We start from the raw sequence: 24,315 nt of genomic DNA on the forward strand, positions 1-24,315 counted from the left end.
TTATGGAAAACCTCAAAGGACGTTTTTTTAGAAAGATAGACCAGATTAACCAATGGCGGATGAAAAAAGTTTCGAACAGAAATTTTATCATTCTATTGGCATTTTTGGTGGGGATTGTTGGTGGTATCATGGCATCTGTGCTCAAGCGGCTGACCCATTTTATTGCGGCAACCATACAAGATGATATTGATTGGAAGGTAAAGTACTCGGTCTATTTGATTTTTCCGTTGATCGGGATCTTGCTTAGTGTATTTTTTGTCCGTAAGTTTTTAAAAGGGAAGAAGATGGAGCACGGCATTACTCCAATCATTTATGCCATTAGTCGTAAAGGAAGCCGGTTAGACCCAAGTAATATCTATTCGCAGGTAGTCACCTCGGCAATTACCGTGGGTTTTGGTGGATCTTGTGGTTTGGAGGCTCCAGTCGCTTTGGGCGGATCTTCTATTGGTTCTAATATAGCCCGCTTTTTTGGTTTACAGTATAAGGAAGTTACTATGTTATTGGCCTGTGGAGCCGCAGCGGGAATTTCTGGGGCGTTCAACAGTCCTTTGGCGGGAATGATTTTTGCGATCGAGATTTTACTGCCTGAATTTTCTATTCCTGTTTTTATTCCTTTATTGATTTCATCGGCTCTGGCGTCAGTTGTGTCGCGAGTCTTGTACAATGAACCTCTCTTTAGTACGTTTAATTCCGATTGGCAGGTTTCGGCGTTACTATTTTATTTGCTGCTGGCGGTGCTTATTGGTCTTTATACCATTTATTTTGCGCGTGTTTCCAGAACGGTAGGAAAATGGTTCGCAAACATTAAGAATCCCTATAACAAAGTTTGGGTGAGTGGTATTTCATTAGGTTTGATGATTTTTGTATTTCCCGCACTTTACGGTGAGGGATATATTACCATACAGCAAATTCTCAACGGGCAGTTTAACTCGATTGTTAAAAACAGTTTGTTTTCGAATTATAAGGACATTGGCTTAGTGGTCTTTGGTTATACGATATTGACATTATTTGGAAAATCGTTTGCTGCACTGTTTACATTGAATGGGGGAGGCAACGGGGGCGTTTTTGGACCAAGTTTGGTAATGGGGGGACTGTTGGGCTTTGCGTTTTCTTACGGGATAAACTTGACTGGAATTGCCGAGTTAAATGTACCTAATTTTGTGGTAGCGGGAATGGCTGGTGCTTTGAGTGGCATTATGCATGCTCCGTTAACTGGTATATTTTTGATTGCAGAGGTGACCGGGGGGTACACATTAATGGTTCCTTTGATGTTGGTCTGTTCAATTTCTTACTTGATTAATCGGACCGTATTGAAACACTCCATTTATACTAAAGTATTGGCGGAATCGGGAGATCTGATTTCTTATGAGGATAAGGATCGATCGGTACTCAGTATGATGCGAATAAAATATGTGTTGGAAACTAATTTTGTCATCCTGCGTCCGGATGAAACACCTAAAACGAGGCAGACGGACATTATCCACAGTAAGCGTAATATTTTTCCGGTAGTGGATTACGAGGGTAAATTTATTGGTCTTGTTTACAGCGAGTTTCTCTTTTCTGCGTTATTGGGAGAAGTAGAGGGGGGAGATACGACCTTTGAAAAATTAGCTCAGAAGCCAAATGATACTGTAGGAATCGATGAAAATATGGAAATTGTGATGGCCAAAATGAATAAGGATGATACTTGGATACTTCCGGTTTTAGGAGCCGAAAACAAATATATGGGCTTTGTATCCAAATCGAGTGTATTTAACAAGTACCGGGCACTACTAATACGCCAGGGGCATTATTTGGAATAGCTAGACCGCGTCATCTTTGGGATAAGCATCCTCGGATGGATTTAGACCCAAGGATGCTTAAAAAATTTATTAACTACGCAAAGCCATGATCTTGCTGACATATTTCCCGATAATATCAAATTCGAGATTGACTGTGCTACCTACTTCGACATGTTGCAAGTTGGTATGTTCGAGTGTATAGGGAATGATCGCGACGGAAAATTGATCGTTTCTTGAATCTACAACTGTCAAGCTGATACCATTTACAGTAATTGATCCCTTTTCTACGGTAATATTTTGTTTGGAGATATCATATTGAAATGTAAAAACATAACTACCATTTTCGTCCCGCTTGGCAATGCAACTGGCAATCTGATCGACATGCCCTTGTACGATATGTCCATCGAATCTGCCACCAGCCAAGGTGCAGCGTTCCAGGTTGATCAAGTCTCCCACTTTTAATTGTGCTAAATTTGTCTTTTGCAGCGTTTCGTCAATTGCCGTTACCTGATGGAGATCGTTGTTTAATCCAACCACAGTGAGACATACTCCATTGTGGCTCACACTTTGGTCTATTTTAAGTTCATTGGAAATAGCGGAACTGACATAAAAATGAATATTGCTTTTGTCGTGTTCGATATTTTCTATTTTTCCTAGCGTTTCTATAATTCCAGTAAACATGATGTTTTTTTTGATTGATTCAAAGTTACTAAATAATTAAATCAATCACCTAAGTTTAGATCCTACAAAAATGGGCCGTAAAAGATCATGTCTCTAGCGTTAAAAAAATGAGAAAAGATTGTAGTGTACATTTTACACTTACTAATCCTTTTGTGAAGGCTGTCCCAAAGCAAATTTATGGGAGTTGAAAAAAAATATAACAAAATTTTTGTTTATATCATTTGAACCATTATCTTTGTCATAGGTTTAGGTTGATTGCCTCTACAAAGAGGTATTTATAAAAGCTTAGCAGGTCGCCCGACCAATGCTAAGCTTTTTTTTAGCACCTACTTTTTATCTTTATTCCATCTCATCTGAGTAGTACGTTATTACTTTTTTATTTTATCTTATCTATACCTTGTGCTTATCATGCGTAGCATGGATTCTCCAAGGTTTATTAAATAAAAGTATGGGGATATACAGGTTTACGCGTTGGTTAGCTCGTGCTGCTCGCGTAGATTGATGATTATTACAGCTATTAAAATAAGCAGTATGCCAAAGCACTGAAATCCCGATACAACTTCCTGCAAAACAAGCATGGCAGAGAGTATTGAAATAGGTATCTCTAGGCTTGAAATTATATTACCCATAGCTATTCCAGTTTTAGGGATGCCTTTTGTATATAATAAGGGAGGAAGGATCGTTCCAAAAATCGCAATAAGCATTCCCCAAGGTAATGCTCCAATTTGCATATACCGTACGATATCAATGTTCCAAAACACTACGATGAGTAATAGTCCGCCCAGAACTAAGAATTGGCTGCGCAATGGACTTGGTAATTGCTTCTCTACAGAACTTGATGCATAAATTGCCAGAGCATAACTTATCCCGGCACCGAAGCCTAATAGTATTCCTTTGTAGTTAAGGGCGATATCATTTTGCACTATATTAGTAGCAAAGGCTGTTCCGAGTAGGACAATAATAACACCTATTATCTTTACACGTGAAGGGAATTTTCTTAAAAGCAATGCTTCTGCAACTAGACTAATCCAAATAGACTGCATCAGTAGAATAATCCCAATGGATACTGGAATGTATTGAATGGATAGATAATAAAGTGTTGTGGTCAGACCTAGAGAAATGCCCCAGGCCATCAATTTAATCTTCGATGAGAATTTGATGATGTTACATTCTTCTACGTTGCGTTTTGATAACAGATTCAATGCCAGCAAAACGAGAAATCCGAACATAAATTGCAAAAAGGTCAATAAGCTGGTATGTATACCTAAATGATTGGCATATTTTACAATTGTTGCAAGAAGTCCGTAACTACAAGCACCAGCAGCAACATAGAGTGTTGATTTATAGTCCTTCATTTTGAAAATAGTTTTGAAATAAAGCCAATTGCTGTGATAGTGATTTGCTCCAGTAGGATGTATTATGTCCCCCTTTTGATTCTATATATAAGTGTTCTATGTTTTTGCTTGTCAGATGTTTATGGAATGTTCTGTTCATTTCCAGCATGTGTTGGTCTTCCGTTCCACAATCGACAATATAGTGCTGCTTATTTTGCATCATCCTATCCTCATTGCTGTAAATCCGTTCGCTGTCTTTTAGAGTTTTTAAATCTCCCAGTACTTGGTCTACCTGATAGCCTTGATATCCTTTTCCGAAGCGACTGAAATCTATGGCCCCACAGGAGCTTCCGACAATTGAAAACGTGTGGGGATAAGCGATACCGATGTGGAGTGCTCCATAACCACCCATGCTCCAGCCGAGGATTCCTCGCGCACTTTTATACGCTAAGGTAGGGTAGTGACGGTCGATATAGTTAACGAGTTCGGTACCGATAAAAGAGGCATATTGTGAATGAGGATTTATGGGGCTATCCACGTACCAGGAATTGAAATTTCCATTGGGCAGGACATAAATAGTCTGAAATGTGTTTGCTTTTTGAAGTAAATCGGGGATATCGTCCTGCAAAGTACGGTCTGGATTGCCACTATAACCATGGAGAATATAGACGGTTTTGTATTGAACACCATGTTGGATGTCGGGTGTAACAATAATGGTCTCGATATTTTTGTCCATCTTTTTACTATGGACTTTGGTTCTGATTATCTGCTGAGCTGTTAGCGGTAGGATAAGGGCAGAGAGTAGGAGTGTGCATATTGTTTTCATGTCCTAATAATTTGTTTTTATAGGACGAAATTCTAAAGTTTAAAACTGGAAAACATGTACAAATGTTGATGGAATTATGATTTTAATTCTTTACGGATGCGGCTTAGCTGTGTTGGCGTTACTCCTAAATAAGACGCTATATGGTGCTGTTTCAGTCTTTTAAAAAGCGATTGATTTTTATAAAGTTCCATATATCGCTCTCTGGCAGATTTCCATTTGAGTTCAATTTCAAGTGGTTCTTTTTTTACTACCCAATTCTTTTCGAGATAAGCAAGCTGAAAAAGTGCTAGATCATGGTGGGTCGCTATAAGTTCGCGAAACACTTTAGCGGAATACTGGATCAATTGAACATCTTCGAGTGCAACGATACTGAATTTACTTGGTTTTTCTTCGATGATTGCAGCAGTGGAAGCACAAAAGCTGTTTTCGTCGAAAAATAATTTGTAGATAATGTTGCCATCAGCATCCGGTTTATAATACCCTAATAGCCCCTTGCAAACAAAATAATAGTATTTAGCGTATTCTCCAGCCTGCAGGATGAGTTTGTTTTTTTTGAACTGTTTTACATGAAAGATCGTTTTCAAAACTTCTGTTGTAGCCGGGCTAAGTGGTGCATAGCTATTCATTTCGAAGAGGAGTTTTTCTATCATCAGGAGTGGCTGTTAGTTTTAGTTTGTCAGGACAAGTCAATTACGAATGCTGGCAAGCTTAAAAAAAGAAAAGCTAATCGCAAGATTAGCTTTTCTTTTGTGATCCCGCTGGGATTCGAACCCAGGACCCATACATTAAAAGTGTATTGCTCTACCAGCTGAGCTACGGAATCTTACTTCTTTATTTTTGAACTACCGTTCCTTGTTTGAAGTGATGCAAAGATAGGGTTAATCCCTATTTCTCGCAAGTATTTAGGCCATAAAAATACTTTCTAGCACTTTAGGGCTTCATTTTAAGTGATTTATTTTTTGTGTTAGGAAAGGAATTCCCGGTCTTCATCGGATAAAAGGGACCTTCGTTCGCTGCTCTCTTCATCAGCTTCTTCAATATTGTCGTGTTCATACACCTGCTGTTTCTTCTTTCCAACTTTTAGGACGATTACAAATACAATTCCTGCAATAAAAAAGGCCAATAATAGCTTCCATAGTGCCACTTGCGATTCCCCAAGAAAATTGAGCTGCACCGATTGCGGATTTTTGACGCACACTACCGTGATGATAACCGTTATCAAGATTAAAAAGATATTACGCATGTTACTTTAAACTATATGTCGTTATTCTAACAGCGAATATAGGGAATATCTGTTTTTAATGGATATCGATCTTTGCACGATTTAAGCTTAGAGCATTCGCGATAACAGAAGCGGAACTTAAACTCATTGCAGCGTCTGCTGAATTGCGATGTAAAAAGCGTTTTACTGAAATCACCCTATAGTATACAGAATAGAGGGGCTTTCGTATTGTCGATGAGGTGATCAGTATATTAGGGATGTATAAGGTTAAGATAGCAGCATTGCTTGGGGATGTTTGATCAACGTATTAATGGTTACTTGTTCTTTCAGAACTGCTTCGTGAAAAGGGGCCGGGATCATCAATTTAAATGTTTTTCGGGCGGTTTTTACCAGGAAAAGAGCACCATGAATCACTTGCTTATCGTCGATGATCAACGTGTACCGTGTTGCCGGCTGATTGCCTAATTTTTCTTTTTCGATGAGTTGTATGAGTTGTTGCATTGTATCAGAATATTTAGCCAAAATTACCAAATACTTAGCATTTATTGTTTTTTTTCTAATCGTTGCTATTTGAAATTTATCCAGTGCTTTCAACCTTTTATTATTTTTTTAATAGCTAATAATCGTTTTAGCAAAGAAGAGATTTCAAAACATAGCGCAATCGATTGCGTATTTAGTCTGCTAAAATGCTACATATGAGAAGGATGTGTTTGCTAAAGTTTGTTTAACTTTTTTAGCTTTGTGCAACAAATATCCAATAAAACAACATTATGAGTGGTATAACTACACTAGGTCAATTTATCATTGAAAAACAGGCCGATTTTCCGTATGCAAAAGGGGAGCTTTCTAGACTACTGCGCGATATTGGAATCGCAGCAAAAATTGTAAATAGAGAGGTTAATAAAGCGGGATTGGTTGATATTTTAGGCGATGCAGGCCGGGTCAATGTGCAGGGCGAGGGACAAAAGAAACTGGATGTTTATGCCGATGAGCAGTTTATCAAAGCGCTTCAAAGTGGGGGAGAATGCTGTGTAGTTGCCTCAGAGGAACATGAAAATCCAGTTTACATCCAATCCGGGATTTCCAAAAATGCCAAATATATTATATGTATTGACCCATTGGATGGTTCAAGCAATATTGATGTAAATGTGTCTGTCGGGACGATCTTCTCCATCTATAGGAGGATATCTGACACCGGTGTTTCGTGCAATAACAATGACATTTTACAGCGCGGTACAAAGCAGGTTGCGGCTGGTTATGTAATCTATGGTAGTTCGACAATGTTAGTATATACGACAGGCAAGGGCGTAAATGGCTTCACATTAGATCCTTCGATCGGTGAGTTTTGTTTATCTCATCCAGATATGAAAATTCCTGCTTCAGGTCAGATCTACTCGATTAACGAGGGTAATTATTCTAAATTTCCGAACGGGGTAAAGCAGTATATTAAATATTGCCAAACGGAAGATAGTGCTACGCAGCGTCCATATGCGTCGCGCTATATTGGCTCAATGGTGGCAGATATTCACCGCAATCTTCTTAAAGGGGGTATTTTTCTTTATCCAACTACATCTGCACATCCTAATGGCAAGTTGAGATTAATGTATGAATGCAACCCCATTGCGTTCATTGTTGAGCAGGCGGGGGGCAAAGCTTCCAATGGCACTCAGCGTATACTCGATATTGAACCTAAAACTTTGCATCAACGATCCGCTGCTTTTTTAGGCAATACCGATATGGTCGAACTACTGGAAGATTTCTTACAAAAGTATATTGATTGAATCTGTAGTAATTCAATGACAGGTAAGATTCTTTGGAACACAAGAATTATTTATCTTTACACTCAGAAAATGGCTTCATTATTGCAAAGCTATTTCTTGTCAAGATCTGTCGTATGTTACGTTTTTTAGTTTTTATTTCGTTTGTTGCAGTAGTATTTTTTTCTTGTAAAGAGAATCCTCCTACGTATGGCGATGTTTTGGCGAAGGGCTTTGAAAATAAATCCTATAAAGATTTTGATTCAACCGCGTATGTCAAAATCTTCCATGACGTGTACAATAAGGAAAAATCGAAGTTGGTTAATCCAAGTTGGATGAAGGAATTATCCGATTCCACGGAAGGGATGACTTTAATTTCGGAGCATCTCTTTGATGGTAGCATCGATACATTGCTGGCGTATTTTGGACGAAGTGAGGAGCATGGTATTCGTAGTAGTTATTTCCATACTTCAGCCATTAAAGAAACTTTGTTTTCTTTGCGGAAGCTGAAAACTAAAGATGTTGCAGCGGCCTATCCCTTATTAGCTAAGCTTGATCTATTAAGTACAGATGGACTGGTAGCTTATGTAAGTTGTCTAAAATATGGTGTTGTCAACCCCAAGCGTCTTTATGGTAGATATTTTGTTCCTCAAAAGCGTATGACCTACAGTAAAGTTGTGCACTTGCTGGACAGTGTGAACATTGGAACTGTTTTGAACGATATCCAACCAAAAAACCAATACTACCTCAAATTTCAGAATCTGCTGCACAGTGGAAATTTATCGGGGACGCAGCGGAGCCAGGTTCTATTGGTATTGGAAAAATTACGTTGGATGGGACAAGATTTTCCAGAAAAATATGTTTTTGTTAATATCCCTGAACAGCGTCTACATATTATCGAAGATGGAAAAACTAGCCAATTAATGAATGTATGTGTAGGTGAAACAGAAAATCCTGCCTATTCACGTAAGGGGGAGAACCATGAAACTCCGGTGATGCAGGGCATGTTGGATGCCATGCAGGTTAATCCGGTGTGGAATATTCCGAATAGTATTGTTAAAAAGGAAATATTGGCAAGCGTGCGGAATAACCCGAACTATCTTGCATCGCGCAATATGGTTGCTTACTACAAAGGTAAACAAGTGGATCCTGCCACTGTTAACTGGAATTCCGATTCTGTCGAGAACTTTCGTTTCAAACAGAATCCCGGTTCGGATAATTCCTTGGGGAATGTGAAATTTTTATTTGAGAATCCATACTCCATTTACCTTCACGACACGCCGGCGAAACAAATGTTCGGGCAAAGTAATCGAGCCGTTAGCCACGGTTGTGTTCGTGTGGAAAAACGGGTGGATTTAGCATCTTACCTCGTCAATAATGAGAAACAGGCCGAAAAAATTGCGAAGGAAATTACGACAGATTCGATTTCGAAGTCGCGTTGGGTCACCCTTAAACGCCAGATGCCAGTTTACATCACTTATTATACTACTTGGTTGGATGACGAAGGGAAAATTGTTACTTATCCGGATATATATGGTTATGATCCGCGTTTGAAGGAAGCGTTAAAGAAATATTGGGCAAATTAATCAAAAAGGCTTAACTCATGTCGTTAAGCCTTTTTTTGACGCTAGTATTCAGAGTTGTAGGCTAGTGCTATCCGGACAAAAGGATAGTCTTTATTGACATTGTTATGGTCTTGATAATGACCTTCCAATCTAAAGTAACCGGAGTAAAGATTGACACCGAAATTTTTCCAGATACGCATTGAAGCACTTGTGGATACCGCGTGTAGAAAATGGTGGGATTTGTTACCACTGATTGTGACAAAATATCCGCCACGGTAATCTACGCCAAATTTAAAGCGGTTTAATGTGCTCAATGTGGCTGAAGCCCTAACATCGGCCCCGGGGCCATAATCGTATGTGCGGCTTTCACCAAAATGGAGATAAGGATCGGGTACAGCGGCCAATACCACTGGACCACCACCAAGGATGGTTGTCAGCTTGGTACGGCTACCAATATTGAAGTTTGAAAAAACATTATAATTGATGCTCTGTGATCCGTAATAAAAGGCTTCATTGCGTAGAAAGTCGAAATGCGCAGACACGATACCACGATGATGTCCTGTTAAATTGGATAAAATACGGTTACCGTATAACGAGGCATACACATTGACCGCATTGACGATGGAACTATCATCTGATCCAAGTTCCAAATTGAGGAAGAAGTCATCAAAGGGTTTCTTTTTGTCTAGATCATCGTTGGTGTAAATCAGTTTGATACGGGCATAGATGTCATTCTTTCCTTTATTCAAGATATCATGTTCCTTGGCATCAAACCGTCTTAGTCCCAATTCAACTTCGGTATGTACTAAAGAACTGTCGACCACCGCACCTTTTACCTTATCTCCCCAGCGCCCATCAAGCAGACGGTTGACGCCGTTTATCGGATTGATCAGCATGGCCAATAGTTCTTTTTTATTACGTTGTCCTTTGGTCAGACTCGGGCGCGAAAGAATATGATGCGATAGTCTATGGGCCATTTCACCTAAAATAGTGCCGCCAAAACTTGTGTTGATGATGTCATTGATGGATGGTGGTTCTGTTTCACCTGCAGTTTCCCAGATATAGCTACCGGCAACGGTTGCTGCTGTCGATTGTAGGAAACTATAGTTGTTGGATCGGAACGAATTGAAATAAAACTGACCGTGATAAGGATGCGCTATTTGATTTGTTGCAAAAAGATTGTCGTCCCAGGTCCAGGCTGACAGTTTTAAATGGCTAAAGAAGTTTTTAAAGGTAATATGTGAAACAGGATCTTTGCGAATGAAGTAATTAACCGAAGCAGGAATAGCCTGGATGGAAAACCATTCAATTCCAGCTCTTAAAAAGTTTTTTTTCTGATAATCAAATAGACTGTCCCTTTGTTTTACGTTGATAAGATGATTGTTCCATAGTCGTGGTTGCTCATCGTGGTGCATGGGATATCTTTCGACAGGTTTCGCTCGAAATAGGCTATCTGAAGTCATTAAGGAATCTCTAGCTGGTAGGAATGCAGCCTTACTATGTCCTATACTCCCCAGCTGGACAAGCCCAAAAAAGATAACTATAAAGAGACTAGGATGACGATGGTTAATGCGTTGTTTGATCGAACTGAACATACTGTTTTGCGATAAAATTTGTAAAGAATAACAAATATAGAAGAAAAGTGTTTATGTGATTACTACCTTTACGGCAATTATCCTGTTCAAGTAATTTAAAAATGAACAATACCTTTGAAATATTGAATATAAAATCGATTAATCTTAAGAATGAGCTGTTTGCAGGATTAACGGTCGCAATGACAATGATTCCGGAATCACTCTCATTTGCAATTTTAGCCGGGCTACCACCGTTGACTGGACTTTACGCAGCTTTTTTAATGGGTTTGGTGACCTCCATTTTGGGCGGTAGACCAGGGATGGTCTCTGGAGGTGCTGGCGCAACAGTTGTTGTATTGATGGCCCTGGCGGCAAGTCACGGTATTGATTACCTGTTTGCTGCTGTCGTCTTGGCGGGGTTCATGCAGTTTTTAGTTGGGCTTTTTAAATGGGGGAAATTTGTACGCTTAATTCCGCAGCCCGTTATGTACGGTTTTTTGAACGGACTGGCCATTATTATTTTTATGGCTCAGGTAGTCCAATTTAAGGTGAATACCGGGCAGGGTGCTGAGTGGATGTCGGGGAGTACCTTATACATTATGGGGGGACTGACGCTGCTGACGATGTTGATTGTGATTGGATTTCCTCGGATAACGAAGGCTGTCCCGGCTTCTCTAATCGCTATTCTGGTTATATTTGGCTTGGTTTCTGTTTTAGGTATTGAAACCAAAAAAGTAGTGGATATTGCCTCTGTTAGTGGGACATTGCCCCATCTACATTTGCCTAATGTACCCCTGAGCTGGGAAACATTGCAACTGATTTTTCCGTATTCTTTGGTGATGGCTGGAGTAGGGTTGGTGGAGTCGCTTCTGACACTGAACATGGTGGACGAAATAACGGCGAGTAAAGGAAATGCAAACCGCGAATCCATGGCGCAGGGGATAGCCAATACAATCAATGGATTTTTTGGGGGAATGGGGGGCTGTGCCATGGTTGCTCAAACCCTTGTCAATTTAAATGCAGGTGCACGCACGCGACTTTCTTCTTTTATTGGAGCGATGACCATCTTAGTGATTATTTTGATAGGTGCTCCTTTTATTGAACAGATACCCATGGCTGCGCTGGTCGGTGTGATGATGATGGTAGCCATTGGAACCTTCCAATGGGTGAGCTTACGGATTGTAAATAAATTTCCCAAATCAGATATTTTCGTTGGGATTATTGTCGCTGGAATTACCGTGGTTTTACATAATCTGGCACTTGCGGTGCTTATTGGTGTAGTGGTATCCGCACTTGTATTTGCCTGGGATAATGCTAAGCGCATTCGGGCAAGAAAGTATTTGGATGCCGAGGGCATCAAGCATTATGAAATCTATGGACCTCTTTTCTTTGGTTCGACAGCTAATTTTTTGGATAAATTTGATGTTTTGGAAGATCCCGAGCGTGTCATTTTAGATTTTAAGGAAAGTCGTGTGGTAGATATGTCCGCAGTGGATGCACTCAACAAAATTACCGAACGCTACGCGGCACAAGGGAAAAAAATCGAATTGTGGCACCTCAGTGAAGATTGTCGCTCTTTGTTAAAAAATGCTGCGGGAATTGTGAAGGTCAATATCATGGACGATCCAACTTATCGGGTCATGCCTGGCAAGTAGACTATTTTTTGCGCAGCTCAAAAAATAGTTCATTTTCCTGTCTTTGGGGAATACTATTGGTTGAATCTGTCAAGTGTAAAATGTCAAATTGCGATGCGAATAGTTGTTGATATTCCGTTTGATCGCCACCGAAAGGTGGCCCTTGTTGCGCAAATTCCCGTTTGAACAATAAGCCCATCAGTATACCCTGAGGCTTGAGCAAAGTATGCATGTGTTGTACGTAGTTGGGTCGTAATGAAGGATCCAGTGCACAAAAAAATGTCTGCTCAATTATATAGTCGTACTGGCCCTGGTGCTGGAAAAAATCTTGACATACAATTTGGGTCTGAGGGCTATTGGCGAACTCCTGTCTTACCTTTGCAACTAAGGTCTGAGCGATATCAAGTAAGGTAATTTGATGGAACCCCATGTCAAGTAGAGCCTTTGCTTCATAAACATTTCCGCAACCGGGAATTAGAATAGATGCATCTTTGGCAATAGACGCTGCAGCATAGTTGATGATAGCAGGAGATGCGTAGCCAATATCCCAGCCCGTTGCTTCATTCTTATAACGTTCATCCCAATAGTTTTCATCTAACAATAAAGAATTCATATCTGTTTGCTTGTACATACGCAAGTTAAATAAATATTATGTCAGTATCGAAATAAGTCCGTCGATAACCACGGGTATTTGCAATGCCGCGCTATTTACTTGCTAAAGTAATATTATCCTTGCTTACCATAAAATAGATGAAGAATAAATGATCGACTTCAAGAAATGTATTGTTTTTTATTTTATACTGATTTTACTTTTTTTATTTCTGGTACTCGCATTCGCACAAATCAACTTGGTAAGATCTTCGGAATCAAGTGAAAGGTGTCATTTTTTAAAAAAAAATCAATATAGCGAATTGATAGTGCCCATGGATTGATCTCCTATGGTATTGTTGCGGAAGGAGGTCATTTTTTCAAAGGAATAGATGAATATATCCCAAGAAATGCTTTTAGGTGATCTGCGGAATTCAATTTTTTAAGACGTTCCATTACCTATCCTACATGTAACGTTTATGTGCACGTTGATTTAAATAATACTTTTTATTTCTTTAATAGGATTTTGTTATCTAAATTTAATACATAATCTAATATACTTTTACTGTTTTTTATAAAAAGAAAAGCTAGCTAATTGAATAAACCAAATTTGAACCCCACGGTTCTTTATTATTTTAAACCAATTTGTAATTATGATGAGAAATTTTTTTCTTCACGGAAAGGCGAGACCCATTAGCCTTTTGGGGCTCTGCCTGCTGTTTAGTAAGCCCGATTCTTACGCGCTCAATCTGGATCCGATCAATGCTATTGTCGATCAAGATCAGGTCACAGGGATCATCAAAGATGATAAAGGTCAGGCGTTAGCCGGTGCTACGATCACTGTCAAAGGAACATCCGTTCAAGCGTCCTCCAATCAACAAGGTGTTTTTTCTATTCGCGCTAAGCGTGGTGATTTTTTGGTCGTGAACTATCAAGGGTTTACAAAACAGGAGGTAGCGGTTTCCGAAAGTAACCTGAACGTAGTTATGGTATCAAGTGATCAGGCGCTTGAAGAGGTCGTGATCATTGGCTATGGTAAGCAACGAAAAGGGAACATTACCGGTTCTGTCGCTACCGTCAATGCAGAGCAGTTAAAAAACATCCCCAGTTCAAATCTTTCCAATTCACTGGCCGGTAGAGCCGCGGGTGTCAATGTCACCAATACTTCGGGGATGGCCGGAGCATCGTCGAGCTTACGTATCCGGGGGAGTTTTGCCGAGCCACTCTATGTAATTGATGGAGTAGTTCGCGATAAAGCTGCCTTCGATGTGCTTGAAGCGAACGAGGTTGACCAAATGACCTTCTTAAAAGATGCTGCAACTGCCGCAGTGTATGGCACCCGGGCCGGTAACGGTGTAGTGGTGGTAACGACAAAGAAAGGAACAGCGCAAGCCCCTGTTTTTAATGTACAAAGTAATTATACTTTCAATATGCCAACACAGGAGCTCCTTGCTAATTTAACGACTGCGCAAGATGAACTCACTTATCAAAATCGGGTAGCCGAATTTCGTGCTCTTTCCATCCCAAATGGACAAAAAGAGTTTGATTATTTCAAGGACAAAAATTACAATGCTAATGACGTTATCTGGCGCAATCCGTTTACACATCGACAATCAATATCGGTCAATGGAGGTGGCGACAAAATTACTTATTATAGTTTGCTGAGCTACCGTAAAGAAAATGGATCTTATAAATCTTTGGATCATGAGAAATTTAACCTGCGCAGCAATATTTCCGCGCAGATTACCGAAGATTTTAGCATGGATTTTAATATTTCAGCCAACCAGACGAATTCGAATCGCTTTTTTTGGCCATTCAGTACATCTTCTAATGATGATGATTTTGATGTGTCTGATTTTTACCGTGTTACATTCAACTGGCCAAAGATGTATCCATTTTATCTAAATGCAGACGGAACGCCGAGCAATACACCAACGGCTTATCCTGTACAGACGCCTATGGGAAGCTGGCAGGCGTGGAATGTGATCGATCAGGTCATCGGAGATCGCTATATAGACCGTAAAGTGCGGCAGGTCAATCCTATTATGACCTTAAACTTGAAGCTGGATAAATTGGTACAGGGCCTTTCGACAAAAGTTGTAGGCAGTTACATTGCTCAAGACTATATGCGCAAGCGTTATATGAGTTTTCAAAAGAACTATACCTTTACGGCCTTAAACCCGAATGACAACCGCTTTATACCAGCTCCACCATCAGAAGCTAATATTAATATTTTTACGTTTAGTCAGAGCCAGCCTTTCATGGATTACAACCCACAACGATTGTGGGAATATCAGGTAAACTGGTTTTTAAACTATAACCGCAAGTTTGGTAAACATTCCGTAGACGGAACATTGGTGTATGAACAGTCCAAAAAAGGAGGGACTTATGTCACTTCACGGGCAGAAAATCCAATTACAGCCCTGGATCAAATGTTTATTTATCCTACAGATCGCAATTTTAGGTCGACAACGGCCAATGAAACGATCGATTCGAGACGTGGTATTATAGGGCGTGCCAACTACAATTATGCGGATAAATATATTGCGGAGTTTTCTTTTCGTTACGATGGTTCACCATTATTCCCGACAGATAAGCGCTGGGGATTTTTTCCTTCAGTATCAGCAGCCTGGCGTGTATCGGACGAAAACTTCTTTACGGATATAAAAAATACGATATCGGATTTGAAGTTTAGAGCCTCTTATGGTACAACGGGTAATGATTTGGATGTCAATGCCGATCGGATCGGGCAATTTGGTTATTTAGAGAAGTATACCACTTCGGGCGGCTATATGTTTGGTGATCGCTATTATAATGGTATAGCGTATGGCGCAACACCAACGCAGAACCTCACTTGGACGACTTCTAAGAGTGTCAACTTGGGCCTAGATTTTGGATTTGTTAATAATAAACTGACCGGTAGTCTTGATCTGTTTTCACGTAAAGAAACCAATATTCTTGGCAGAAGATCACTGAAAGTTCCAGATAATTATGGACGTTTGCTTGCTCCCGAAAATTATGCGGCGAGAAGTTATAAAGGCGGCGAGATTTCTTTTAACTGGAATGATAAGGTTGGTGAGGTGGCTTATGGTCTCAATGCCAACCTGGGGTATGCCAAAGACCGTTGGGACATCTTTGATGAAGAACCTGCATATACCAATGGGCAGCCTCAGTATTTTCGGTCCAGAATTGGACGACCTGAAAATCGAATTATTGGTTTTGAAGCACTGGGTCTGGTAAGGACGCAGGCCGAAGCTGATGCGTTGAAAGCAAAAGGATTTAAGACCTACGGAAGGGATCCTTTTCCTGGGATGATCTTATATAAAGATATTCAGGGAGCCAACTATTCAGGTGGTCCGGATGGAAAAATTGACGATAACGATTTGCAGCTGCTGTCGGACAATAATTCTCCGCGCATCAATTATGGATTTGGATTCAATGCCAGCTGGAAGGGCTTCTATGTATCGACTTTATTTCAGGGGGTTCTTGCTTACGATCGGATGATCAGTAATCAAGAAGGCGGTGGAATGCGTCAGCACGGTGATACCTTTCGCCCATATTATCCAATTTGGGCTTCTGACGTCTGGACACCGGATAATACCGACGCCAAATATCCTCGGCCAACAGGTTACTCCGGATGGGCCGAATCCGGTGCGGCTCCTTCATCATTCTGGATAAGAAATGGAGCCTATTTACGCCTACGTGACATTAATGTTTCTTATCGATTGCCGAAGAGCATGACAGAGAAACTGCGTGTCAAAGATGTTAATCTGTTTTTTAATGGAACCAATTTGTTTGTTTTTTCGCCAATGAAAGAGTTTCATGATCCCGAACAAAAGCTGTATGATTCTTATCCAGTTATGAAAACCTTTACGTTTGGACTTGATGTTAAATTTTAAATGAAAAGAAGATGAAAAAAATATATTATCCTTTAATTGCATTGGCCTTGTGTATGTCCTCCTGTAAAAATGTATTGGATATTGAGGACCTCAATTCGCTGGATGAAGCTAAGGTATGGGCTGATCCAAATCTAGTCAACGGATATCTTGCCAATTTATATCCATTATTTGGTAACTGGAATGCTGGTGCAGATGGAAATTCGGAACAACTGATCGGCATCGCTTTTCCATTGGATGCGGTTACCGTCAACAATACTTCTTACAAATCGTGGGATTATACAACCATCCGAAAAATCAATACGGCCATACAGAAGGTCAATGAAAGTACCTCACTAAAAGACGAGTTTAAAAAAAAGGTGATTGGCCAGGCGTTGTTTATGCGTGCCTTTATGTATTTCAATATGGTCAGGATACACGGCGGTGTTCCTTATATTACGGTACCGCAAGATCTAAAAAATGATGATCTTAATGTGCCCCGTAATTCGACAAAAGAATGTTTTGAGCTGATCGTTAAAGATTTGGATCAGGCTATTTCGCAATTACCTAATACAATAGCAAAAGGAACGGCAGATTATGGGAAAATTGATGGTGATTTTGCAGCCGCTTTTAAAGCTAAGGTATTGCTATACAAAGCTTCACCACAGTTTAATCCTTCCAATCCTTATGGAAATGCCTATTGGCAGGAGGCCAATACCGCAAATAAATTAGCTTATGAGCAGCTTAAGGCGGATGGCTATAGTTTGACTCCAGATTATTCTAACATTGCGCTGGTTGAAAAAGGCCCTGAGGTTGTTTTTGCTGTTATTAATGCCTATCCAAATAAAGTGGCCAATTGGGATAATGGTGTACGTCCGGGATCCGAAAGTAGGGGGCCGGCCGGTTCCGTTCCATCCTGGGAATTTGTTAAAGCTTTTCCAATGAAAGATGGAAAGTTATATTCCGATCAAGCAGGTAAATATCATAAAACAGAAGAACAATTTTTACAATCCTATTGGGAAAACCGCGATCCACGTTTTGACAAATCTATCGTATGGAATGCAAAGGTTTATGAAGTGTCGGGCAAGACCGGCAAACGGCAATACACTTCGGTGGGTATTGCTCCAGCGTTGGACGATTTTGGTATAAACCCCAAAGCAAAAACACCTTCTTCCAATTTAGATCGGTATAGTGGATTCTTTATCTTAAAAAATTCTAAATTATCATTGAAGCAAACAGAAGTGGAGACGCAGTATGATGTGGACTTTGTGTTAATGCGTTATGCCGAAGTAATATTAAATTATGCTGAAACAGCTAATGAGACAGGAAACTTTGCAACAGCACTAGACTTGGTTACGCAAATAAGAAAAAGGGCGGGAATTGAGCCCGGTGCAGATAATAAATATGGGATAACAGCGACGACAAAAGAGCAATTGCGAGAAGCCATTTTAGCGGAGCGCAATATTGAGTTCTGCTTTGAGGGGCATCGTTTTTGGGATTTGCGAAGGTTGCGTAAACTCAATATACTAAACAATACAACGAAACATGGGGTTGAAGCTATTGCCATAAATTCCAATGGAACGGAGATGAATCTGGATGATGCGAATGCATTGGCCAAAACATATACGTTGAGAGAAAATCAGTTTAAATATAGCGTATTGCAGGTTCCAAGTACAGGGAACAAAGTAAATTTGGTGCCCGATACTTATTATTTTTTTCCAATTGCACAATCTGTCATTGACAAGAATCCAAATATCAAGCAGAATAAAGATTGGGGCGGAGCATTTAATCCAACCATGGATTAATTCATTCACTCTATATAGTATGGCAGAAAACTCCTCAAAAGTATTCGTCCCTCCTAAGAATGGGGCTATTCCGATGTAGGAGTTATGGAGTGTTCAATACCAATAAAACCACCTTCTGACTTTTGGTGAAGAAGGTGGTTTTATTGGTATTCTTTTTCTCGGAGTTACTTTCCGATACAGAACTTAGAAAAGATATTATCTAATAAATCGTCAGTAGAGACACTGCCTGTAATTTCACCAAGATGATATAAGGCTTGGCGAATATCCATTGCGAGAAAATCGGATAAGACCGGATTGTCTATACCGTATATCACCCTTTCTAGTGAATATGTTGTTTTTTTTAGTGCTTCCACATGGCGTATGTTGGTCACCATCACGTCATCTGTATTGAGATTTCCTAATTGTACCCGATTGATGAGTTCATCCTTTAATTCCTCTACACCTGTCTGCTCTTTTGCTGAAATATAAAGCGGATTAAGCACTTGATAAGCCGCTTTCTGTTCTTTAGAAAGTAGATCAGATTTATTTATAATGGTGACAAAAGGAATTTGGAGATTCTCAATCTCAGGTAACTGAGCTTGTACTTCTTCAACTTTGTCCTGTGTGGGATCGAAAAGGTAAATAATCAAGCGCGCCTGTTTCATCTTTTCGCGTGTACGTTCAACTCCTTTAGCTTCGATTATATCTGCAGTTTCCCGTATGCCTGCCGTGTCAATAAATCGGAATGTTACACCATGAATATTAATTTCATCCTCAATGGTGTCGCGGGTGGTTCCTGCGATGTCGGAAACAATAGCTCGTTCTTCATTTAAAAAGGCGTTCAGTAGCGTTGATTTTCCAACATTAGGTTTTCCGGCAATGACGACTGGTACACCGTTTTTTAAAACGTTTCCCTGTTCAAAAGATTGTATTAATTTTTGAACAATGACCTGTATTTTATGGATTAAATTTTTAAGCTGATCTCTGTTCGCAAATTCAACATCTTCTTCTGAAAAATCAAGCTCCAATTCGATAAGTGATGCAAAGTGTATGAGATCTTCGCGAAGGGATTTAAGCTGATTGGAAAACCCTCCCCGCATCTGTTGCATGGCTACTTGGTGGGATGCTGCCGAATTGGATGCAATCAAATCAGCGACTGCTTCCGCTTGGGATAGATCCATTCCGCCATTGAGGAAGGCACGTAAAGTAAATTCTCCCGGACGAGCTGCACGTGCTCCTTTTTTGATCAGTAAGCTAACAACTCTTTCGATAATGTATTTGGAGTTATGTGTTGATATTTCTACCGAATTTTCTTTGGTATAAGAGTTCGGGGCGACAAATAAGGACACAAGTACTTCATCGATAATTTCTTCACCATCGCGTATGGTTCCAAAATGAATCGTATGAGAGGCTTGTTGAAGCAGATTCTTTCCTTTAAATATTTCGTTCGTAATTTTTATGGCATGCTGACCTGAAACGCGTATGACTGCAATTGCTCCGTTTGTTCCGGAAGATGTCGCTAATGCAACAATTGTATCTTCAGTGATATATCCCGTATTTGACATGCTGCAAAGATACATTAAATTGAAGTAATGGATTCTATATATTACGCGACAAATTAAAATTCGGTATGATCGATTAAACCTTTGTTCAAACATTGAAGTCATACCCATAGAAGCGCTTGTGAAAAACAAGATTGAAACACAGGCCGAACATGGTTAATTTTTAAATTTAAATTATACTGTTATGAGAAAGATAATATACTTTGCGTTGGCAATCGGCGGTTTGGTCTTCATGGCTCCCCAGCAATCTTCAGCTCAACATCGTGGACATGAACGTGAATGGAAACAGGACAAAGAGCGCAGAAAATATGAAGAGAAAAGGGATAAGGAATATCGAAAATATTTAGAAAAACGCGAAAAAGAAGATCGTAAATATCATAGAGAATTTGCTAAGTCTTATCGAAAAGGATACCGTTATGGAGTGCCTGCCTGGGCAAGTGCACATCGTTACGATAGTAGACATCATGTATACTTTAGAGATTACAAAACATTCTACGACCCTTATAGGGGAGGTTATGTCTATATGCGGAATGGTCGTTGGAATTTTTCAACACGTGTACCTTCATTTATGTTGAACGTCAATCTGGGAGCAGCTAATATTCGTGTGGTTAAAGAGGTGCCAATCAGTAGGCATCCCGAAGACTTTTATAATGACTATCGTTGGGATTAATTATAATTTATCTTTTTCATATAAAAAGCCTCAATCTTTGGAAGATGAGGCTTTTCTTTTTTTCTTCGATTGCTTAAAAGTAACCGTAAAAAAATAGCGCAGCAGAATCAGGACGAGTATCCTTTAATATACTATGTTTAACTCCTAAAAATGCTGTATGCTGTGTTAACGTGTTGTTCGTCGCCTATTCGTCCATTTCCATCTGATAGAGGTTATTGAACGCCTCTTGATGGTGTTCGAGAATCACCTTACGTTTCATTTTCAAGGTTGGCGTTAACTCCCCATTTTCAATGGTAAATTCATCTGTCAAAATAATTGGTTTCTTAATTTGCTCCCAATTGCCAAAATGCTGGTTCGCACGGCGTACCTCCTGATTGACTTTTTTTACAATAGTCGGGTCAGTCAGGAAATCATCTTTTGTCATGCTTGCAAGTTCAGGAGCATCTGTTCTGGCCCAGTCTAACAAATGAGCATAGTTTGGAACAATAAAGGCGGAGGCAAATTTCATTCCGTCACCAATCACCATTGCCTGTTCAATAAATTTAGATTCAACGAGTTTCGTTTCTATCGGCTGAGGAATGACATATTTTCCACCTGAAATTTTGAACATTTCCTTTTTTCGGTCGATGATTTTCAAGAACATCTCGTCTTCCCACTTCCCAATATCCCCGGTATGCAGCCATCCATCAACGATAGTTTTATCCGTTTCGGTCTTATTCTTATAATATCCCATCATGACATTAGGCCCTTTAACCAGTATTTCGCCGTCTTCAGCTAGTTTTATTTCAACAAAACGGACGGGAAGCCCAACAGTGCCAATACGTATTCCTTTGATGTAGTGATTGACGGAAATTAATGGCGAGGCCTCGGTCATACCATAGCCTTCATATAAGGGGATACCAGCAGCCAGGAAAGCGCGTGTCAGTTTACTATGCAGGGAAGCTGATCCCGAAGCTACAGTGAGCAATTCTCCGCCGAGCGCTTCGTACCATTTATTGAGAACAAGCTGTTTGGCTAGTTTCAATTTGATATTATAACCAAAGCTCCTTTTCTTGGGATTGGGATCATATTCTTCTGCAATGGAAACTGCCCAGTCAAATAACTTTCTCTTGAAGCCGGTAAGATCGTGGCCTGTCTTCATTATTTTCTCGTAGACTTTCTCTAGAATACGGGGGACAACGGTCATGATATTTGGTTTTACCTCTCTTAGATTATCACCAATCTTATCAAAAGATTCTGCTATATAAATCGTAAAACCAAGGTGCATATACGTATATAAGACCATACGTTCGTAAGCATGGCAAGGGGGGAGAAATGTTAGACCTCGGTCGTATGCCTTACAGGGCGTAATTTCTGCAGCACCCAATACATTGGAAAATATATTATTGTGCGAAAGCATAACACCTTTTGGTTTGCCTGTTGTACCGGAAGTATAAATCAGGGTAGCGAGATCTTCAGGTTTAACCTGGTCACGTAGCGTTGCTAGTTTTTCTAGAGAGCAATTGGACCCTATATCGTTAAGTTCTTTCCAGCTACGGGTTCCTTCCTGTTCGGCGATACAAAAAATATACTTCAATGTATAGATTGAGTCGGTTAGGTTCATCAGGCGATCGTACAAGCTCTTGTTACTAACGATGCAAACTCCGATTTCCGCATCATTAAAGATATACTGATAGTCTGTATCCGTAATATTTGGATAGATGGCGACCACTACTGCACCAATTTGCTGGATTGCAAAGTCAATCAAATGCCATTCCATACTGCTGCCGGCAATGAGACCGACTTTTTCGTTGGGTTTTACGCCAAGTTCAATCAGCCCTTTTGAGAGACTGTCTACTTGTTCAAGAAAATCTGCTGTTTTGATATAATTCCACTTGCCGTCCACTTTGCGTGCAAATATGTCAAGATTGGGGTATTTGTAGACCTGTTGACGTGCAAGATCAAATAATCTAAGTTTTTCTTCCATTTCAAATTGTATTCTTTTAAGCTCCGGAGGAGCACCCTTCCAGTATGAACTTTTTTTTAAGGAAAAAGTTTGCAAACATAAATAATAGTTTCAAAAATATGGAATGAAATTTTGTAATTAGGTTGTTTTGAAAGGACGAAGTGGGCGAGTGATAGTTAGCGTGCTTTTGCGCTTATCAAAAGTAGGATGTTTCTTGGAGACTATTTGCGTATAGGCTCTTAAGCAGATGGACTTGATGCCCACCAATTGTAAAAAAAGCTAGTCGTTATCGACTAGCTTTTCTTCTTTGTTTTTCTTTGATCAGAAGCCCGAGCTCTCGACCTGTCGCTCCTGCGACGGAAGTATTTTCTTGCGCTCTACGGAAAAGGTATGGCATGACTGCCTTAACCGGTCCATAGGGCATGTACTTGGCGACATTGTAGCCATGTGCAGCTAAATTGAAGCTCAGATTATCAGACATGCCCAATAATTGGGCAAAGTAAATGCGGTCGATTGATCTGTCGATACCACGTCTGTCAATTTCCTTTGCCAGTAACATGCTGCTGTCCTCATTGTGTGTACCCGCCATAAGTCCAAAGTTGTCCAAATGATCCAAGATAAATTCAATAGCTTCATTATAATCTCTGTCGGACGCTTCTTTATTTGGCTGGATAGGATCGGAATAACCTTTTTGAGCGGCGCGAGCACGTTCGATCTCCATGTAGGCGCCACGAACGATCTTAGCACCCATGTGAAATCCTCTAACTTTTGCGTATTCAAAGTCAGCTTTCAAAGATGCCAACTTATCACTACGGTACAATTGATAAGTATTATAAACAATAGGTTTTTCCATATTGTATTTTTCCATCATTTCACGAGCGATATCGTCAATGGCATCTTGAATCCATGAATGTTCAGCATCCACCAAAACTTTTACTCCTGCTGCATGACATGCTTTACAGATGCGGTCAGTACGATCCAACATCCGTTGGTATTCTCCTTGTTCTGCCTCTGTTAAAGTTTCTTTGGCATTGACCTTTTCAAATAACTCAAAACGTCCTAATCCAGTTGGTTTAAATACTGAAAATGGAATGTATTTGTTTTTACTGGCTGCGACTACGGTGCGTAATACCTCGTTGCAGCAGGCGTCAAATGCTCTTTCAGTTTCTTCTCCTTCAACGGAATAATCCAGGATCGTCCCCACACCGTTCTCTCCCAATTCGTTAATTGCTGTTTCGCAACCTTCGATAGTCTCTCCCCCACAAAAATGCTTGAAGATTGTTTTGCGGATGATGCCCTGGATAGGCAATCCAATGTTCAGGGCAAAATTGGTCATTGACGGACCTACTTTTGTCAAGAAGTTATTCGCTATTATTTTGAATAACCAATACGCTCTTTCCAAATCCTTATCGCTTTTACTTTTAAAAGCAATCTCTGTATTATCAAAGGATAATGTCTTGGGCTCAGAATTCTCAATCATAATCTTTATTTGCAATAAGGCAAATGTAGCAATTTAG

General features: G+C 40.0%; 18 protein-coding genes and 1 tRNA gene. 7 read left to right on the forward strand and 12 right to left on the reverse strand.

All coding sequences use genetic code 11. The annotated features are described in order from the left end of the window. The first annotated feature begins 2 nt into the window (after positions 1-2). Entirely contained in the window at positions 3-1,802 is a 1,800-nt protein-coding gene (locus tag VXM68_RS13535; RefSeq protein ID WP_367208993.1) for a chloride channel protein, read from the forward strand. A gap of 69 nt (positions 1,803-1,871) precedes the next feature. Here VXM68_RS13535 and VXM68_RS13540 read toward each other — a convergent pair whose 3' ends face one another. The 7 genes from VXM68_RS13540 to VXM68_RS13570 all read right to left on the reverse strand — a co-directional run bounded on the left by VXM68_RS13540 (position 1,872) and on the right by VXM68_RS13570 (position 6,345). Further along, a complete protein-coding gene (locus VXM68_RS13540; RefSeq protein WP_293955179.1) occupies positions 1,872-2,462 on the reverse strand; it encodes a riboflavin synthase in 591 nt (196 codons plus the stop codon). A gap of 464 nt (positions 2,463-2,926) precedes the next feature. Then, positions 2,927-3,817, reverse strand: coding sequence for an EamA family transporter (locus VXM68_RS13545; protein ID WP_367208994.1), 891 nt, complete (start codon positions 3,815-3,817; stop codon positions 2,927-2,929). Continuing rightward, positions 3,804-4,622: an alpha/beta hydrolase-fold protein gene (locus VXM68_RS13550; RefSeq protein WP_293955175.1), complete on the reverse strand. Its 819-nt coding sequence runs from the start codon at positions 4,620-4,622 to the stop codon at positions 3,804-3,806. The genes VXM68_RS13545 and VXM68_RS13550 overlap by 14 nt, the downstream gene beginning before the upstream one ends. 74 nt (positions 4,623-4,696) lie before the next feature. Continuing rightward, the gene (locus VXM68_RS13555; RefSeq protein ID WP_294349242.1) at positions 4,697-5,272 is read right to left on the reverse strand and encodes a Crp/Fnr family transcriptional regulator; all 576 of its coding nucleotides are present in this window, start codon (positions 5,270-5,272) and stop codon (positions 4,697-4,699) included. A 100-nt stretch (positions 5,273-5,372) separates the two neighbouring features. Next, positions 5,373-5,445: transfer RNA gene (locus tag VXM68_RS13560), tRNA-Lys, on the reverse strand. Between the two features lie 141 nt (positions 5,446-5,586). After that, positions 5,587-5,865 carry a hypothetical protein gene (locus VXM68_RS13565; RefSeq protein ID WP_367208995.1) on the reverse strand — a complete coding sequence of 93 codons (279 nt, stop codon included), beginning with the start codon at positions 5,863-5,865 and terminating at the stop codon, positions 5,587-5,589. A 246-nt stretch (positions 5,866-6,111) separates the two neighbouring features. After that, complete coding sequence (locus VXM68_RS13570) at positions 6,112-6,345, reverse strand: hypothetical protein (RefSeq protein WP_312330625.1); 234 nt, start codon at positions 6,343-6,345, stop codon at positions 6,112-6,114. A 269-nt stretch (positions 6,346-6,614) separates the two neighbouring features. Here VXM68_RS13570 and fbp point away from each other — a divergent pair, with 269 nt between their 5' ends. Both fbp and VXM68_RS13580 read left to right on the forward strand, forming a co-directional pair. Continuing rightward, positions 6,615-7,625, forward strand: a complete 1,011-nt coding sequence (gene fbp / locus VXM68_RS13575) for a class 1 fructose-bisphosphatase (protein WP_367208996.1) — start codon at positions 6,615-6,617, stop codon at positions 7,623-7,625. Between the two features lie 113 nt (positions 7,626-7,738). Next, complete coding sequence (locus VXM68_RS13580) at positions 7,739-9,187, forward strand: L,D-transpeptidase family protein (RefSeq protein WP_367208997.1); 1,449 nt, start codon at positions 7,739-7,741, stop codon at positions 9,185-9,187. A 41-nt stretch (positions 9,188-9,228) separates the two neighbouring features. Here VXM68_RS13580 and VXM68_RS13585 read toward each other — a convergent pair whose 3' ends face one another. Further along, complete coding sequence (locus tag VXM68_RS13585; protein ID WP_367208998.1) at positions 9,229-10,761, reverse strand: DUF3943 domain-containing protein; 1,533 nt, start codon at positions 10,759-10,761, stop codon at positions 9,229-9,231. A 101-nt stretch (positions 10,762-10,862) separates the two neighbouring features. On the opposite strand from VXM68_RS13585, the gene VXM68_RS13590 reads away from it, so the two are divergent. Next, positions 10,863-12,395 (forward strand): SulP family inorganic anion transporter, encoded by a 1,533-nt coding sequence (locus VXM68_RS13590; protein WP_294184467.1) that lies wholly within the window; start codon positions 10,863-10,865, stop codon positions 12,393-12,395. 1 nt (position 12,396) lies between these two features. Here VXM68_RS13590 and VXM68_RS13595 read toward each other — a convergent pair whose 3' ends face one another. Next, entirely contained in the window at positions 12,397-12,987 is a 591-nt protein-coding gene (locus VXM68_RS13595) for a methyltransferase domain-containing protein (RefSeq protein WP_367208999.1), read from the reverse strand. Positions 12,988-13,615: 628 nt separating this feature from the next. Here VXM68_RS13595 and VXM68_RS13600 point away from each other — a divergent pair. Then, positions 13,616-16,861: a SusC/RagA family TonB-linked outer membrane protein gene (locus VXM68_RS13600; protein ID WP_367209000.1), complete on the forward strand. Its 3,246-nt coding sequence runs from the start codon at positions 13,616-13,618 to the stop codon at positions 16,859-16,861. A gap of 11 nt (positions 16,862-16,872) precedes the next feature. Continuing rightward, positions 16,873-18,642, forward strand: a complete 1,770-nt coding sequence (locus VXM68_RS13605; RefSeq protein ID WP_294184461.1) for a RagB/SusD family nutrient uptake outer membrane protein — start codon at positions 16,873-16,875, stop codon at positions 18,640-18,642. A gap of 164 nt (positions 18,643-18,806) precedes the next feature. Here the strand turns inward: VXM68_RS13605 and mnmE are convergent, their stop codons facing one another. Further along, positions 18,807-20,186, reverse strand: coding sequence for a tRNA uridine-5-carboxymethylaminomethyl(34) synthesis GTPase MnmE (mnmE, locus tag VXM68_RS13610; RefSeq protein ID WP_367209001.1), 1,380 nt, complete (start codon positions 20,184-20,186; stop codon positions 18,807-18,809). Positions 20,187-20,367: 181 nt separating this feature from the next. Between mnmE and VXM68_RS13615 the strand changes: the two genes are divergently transcribed. Continuing rightward, the gene (locus tag VXM68_RS13615) at positions 20,368-20,853 is read left to right on the forward strand and encodes a hypothetical protein (RefSeq protein WP_293955153.1); all 486 of its coding nucleotides are present in this window, start codon (positions 20,368-20,370) and stop codon (positions 20,851-20,853) included. Positions 20,854-21,037: 184 nt separating this feature from the next. On the opposite strand, the gene VXM68_RS13620 is transcribed toward VXM68_RS13615, so the two are convergent. Then, complete coding sequence (locus tag VXM68_RS13620) at positions 21,038-22,819, reverse strand: long-chain fatty acid--CoA ligase (protein ID WP_367209002.1); 1,782 nt, start codon at positions 22,817-22,819, stop codon at positions 21,038-21,040. 265 nt (positions 22,820-23,084) lie between these two features. Continuing rightward, entirely contained in the window at positions 23,085-24,278 is a 1,194-nt protein-coding gene (locus tag VXM68_RS13625) for a proline dehydrogenase family protein (RefSeq protein ID WP_293955150.1), read from the reverse strand. Positions 24,279-24,315: the final 37 nt, after the last annotated feature.

Source organism: Sphingobacterium sp. R2 (genome assembly GCF_040760075.1).
Classification (GTDB): Bacteria; Bacteroidota; Bacteroidia; order Sphingobacteriales; family Sphingobacteriaceae; genus Sphingobacterium.

Coding starts and splice junctions, on each gene's coding strand:
- VXM68_RS13550 (WP_293955175.1), bottom strand. CDS start 4,622: ATGAAAACAATATGCACACTCCTACTCTCTGCCCTTATCCTACCGCTA.
- VXM68_RS13570 (WP_312330625.1), bottom strand. CDS start 6,345: ATGCAACAACTCATACAACTCATCGAAAAAGAAAAATTAGGCAATCAG.
- VXM68_RS13605 (WP_294184461.1), top strand. CDS start 16,873: ATGAAAAAAATATATTATCCTTTAATTGCATTGGCCTTGTGTATGTCC.
- VXM68_RS13590 (WP_294184467.1), top strand. CDS start 10,863: ATGAACAATACCTTTGAAATATTGAATATAAAATCGATTAATCTTAAG.
- VXM68_RS13595 (WP_367208999.1), bottom strand. CDS start 12,987: ATGAATTCTTTATTGTTAGATGAAAACTATTGGGATGAACGTTATAAG.
- VXM68_RS13620 (WP_367209002.1), bottom strand. CDS start 22,819: ATGGAAGAAAAACTTAGATTATTTGATCTTGCACGTCAACAGGTCTAC.
- VXM68_RS13615 (WP_293955153.1), top strand. CDS start 20,368: ATGAGAAAGATAATATACTTTGCGTTGGCAATCGGCGGTTTGGTCTTC.
- VXM68_RS13555 (WP_294349242.1), bottom strand. CDS start 5,272: ATGATAGAAAAACTCCTCTTCGAAATGAATAGCTATGCACCACTTAGC.
- VXM68_RS13545 (WP_367208994.1), bottom strand. CDS start 3,817: ATGAAGGACTATAAATCAACACTCTATGTTGCTGCTGGTGCTTGTAGT.
- VXM68_RS13625 (WP_293955150.1), bottom strand. CDS start 24,278: ATGATTGAGAATTCTGAGCCCAAGACATTATCCTTTGATAATACAGAG.
- VXM68_RS13580 (WP_367208997.1), top strand. CDS start 7,739: ATGTTACGTTTTTTAGTTTTTATTTCGTTTGTTGCAGTAGTATTTTTT.
- VXM68_RS13535 (WP_367208993.1), top strand. CDS start 3: ATGGAAAACCTCAAAGGACGTTTTTTTAGAAAGATAGACCAGATTAAC.
- fbp (WP_367208996.1), top strand. CDS start 6,615: ATGAGTGGTATAACTACACTAGGTCAATTTATCATTGAAAAACAGGCC.
- VXM68_RS13585 (WP_367208998.1), bottom strand. CDS start 10,761: ATGTTCAGTTCGATCAAACAACGCATTAACCATCGTCATCCTAGTCTC.
- VXM68_RS13600 (WP_367209000.1), top strand. CDS start 13,616: ATGATGAGAAATTTTTTTCTTCACGGAAAGGCGAGACCCATTAGCCTT.
- mnmE (WP_367209001.1), bottom strand. CDS start 20,186: ATGTCAAATACGGGATATATCACTGAAGATACAATTGTTGCATTAGCG.
- VXM68_RS13565 (WP_367208995.1), bottom strand. CDS start 5,865: ATGCGTAATATCTTTTTAATCTTGATAACGGTTATCATCACGGTAGTG.
- VXM68_RS13540 (WP_293955179.1), bottom strand. CDS start 2,462: ATGTTTACTGGAATTATAGAAACGCTAGGAAAAATAGAAAATATCGAA.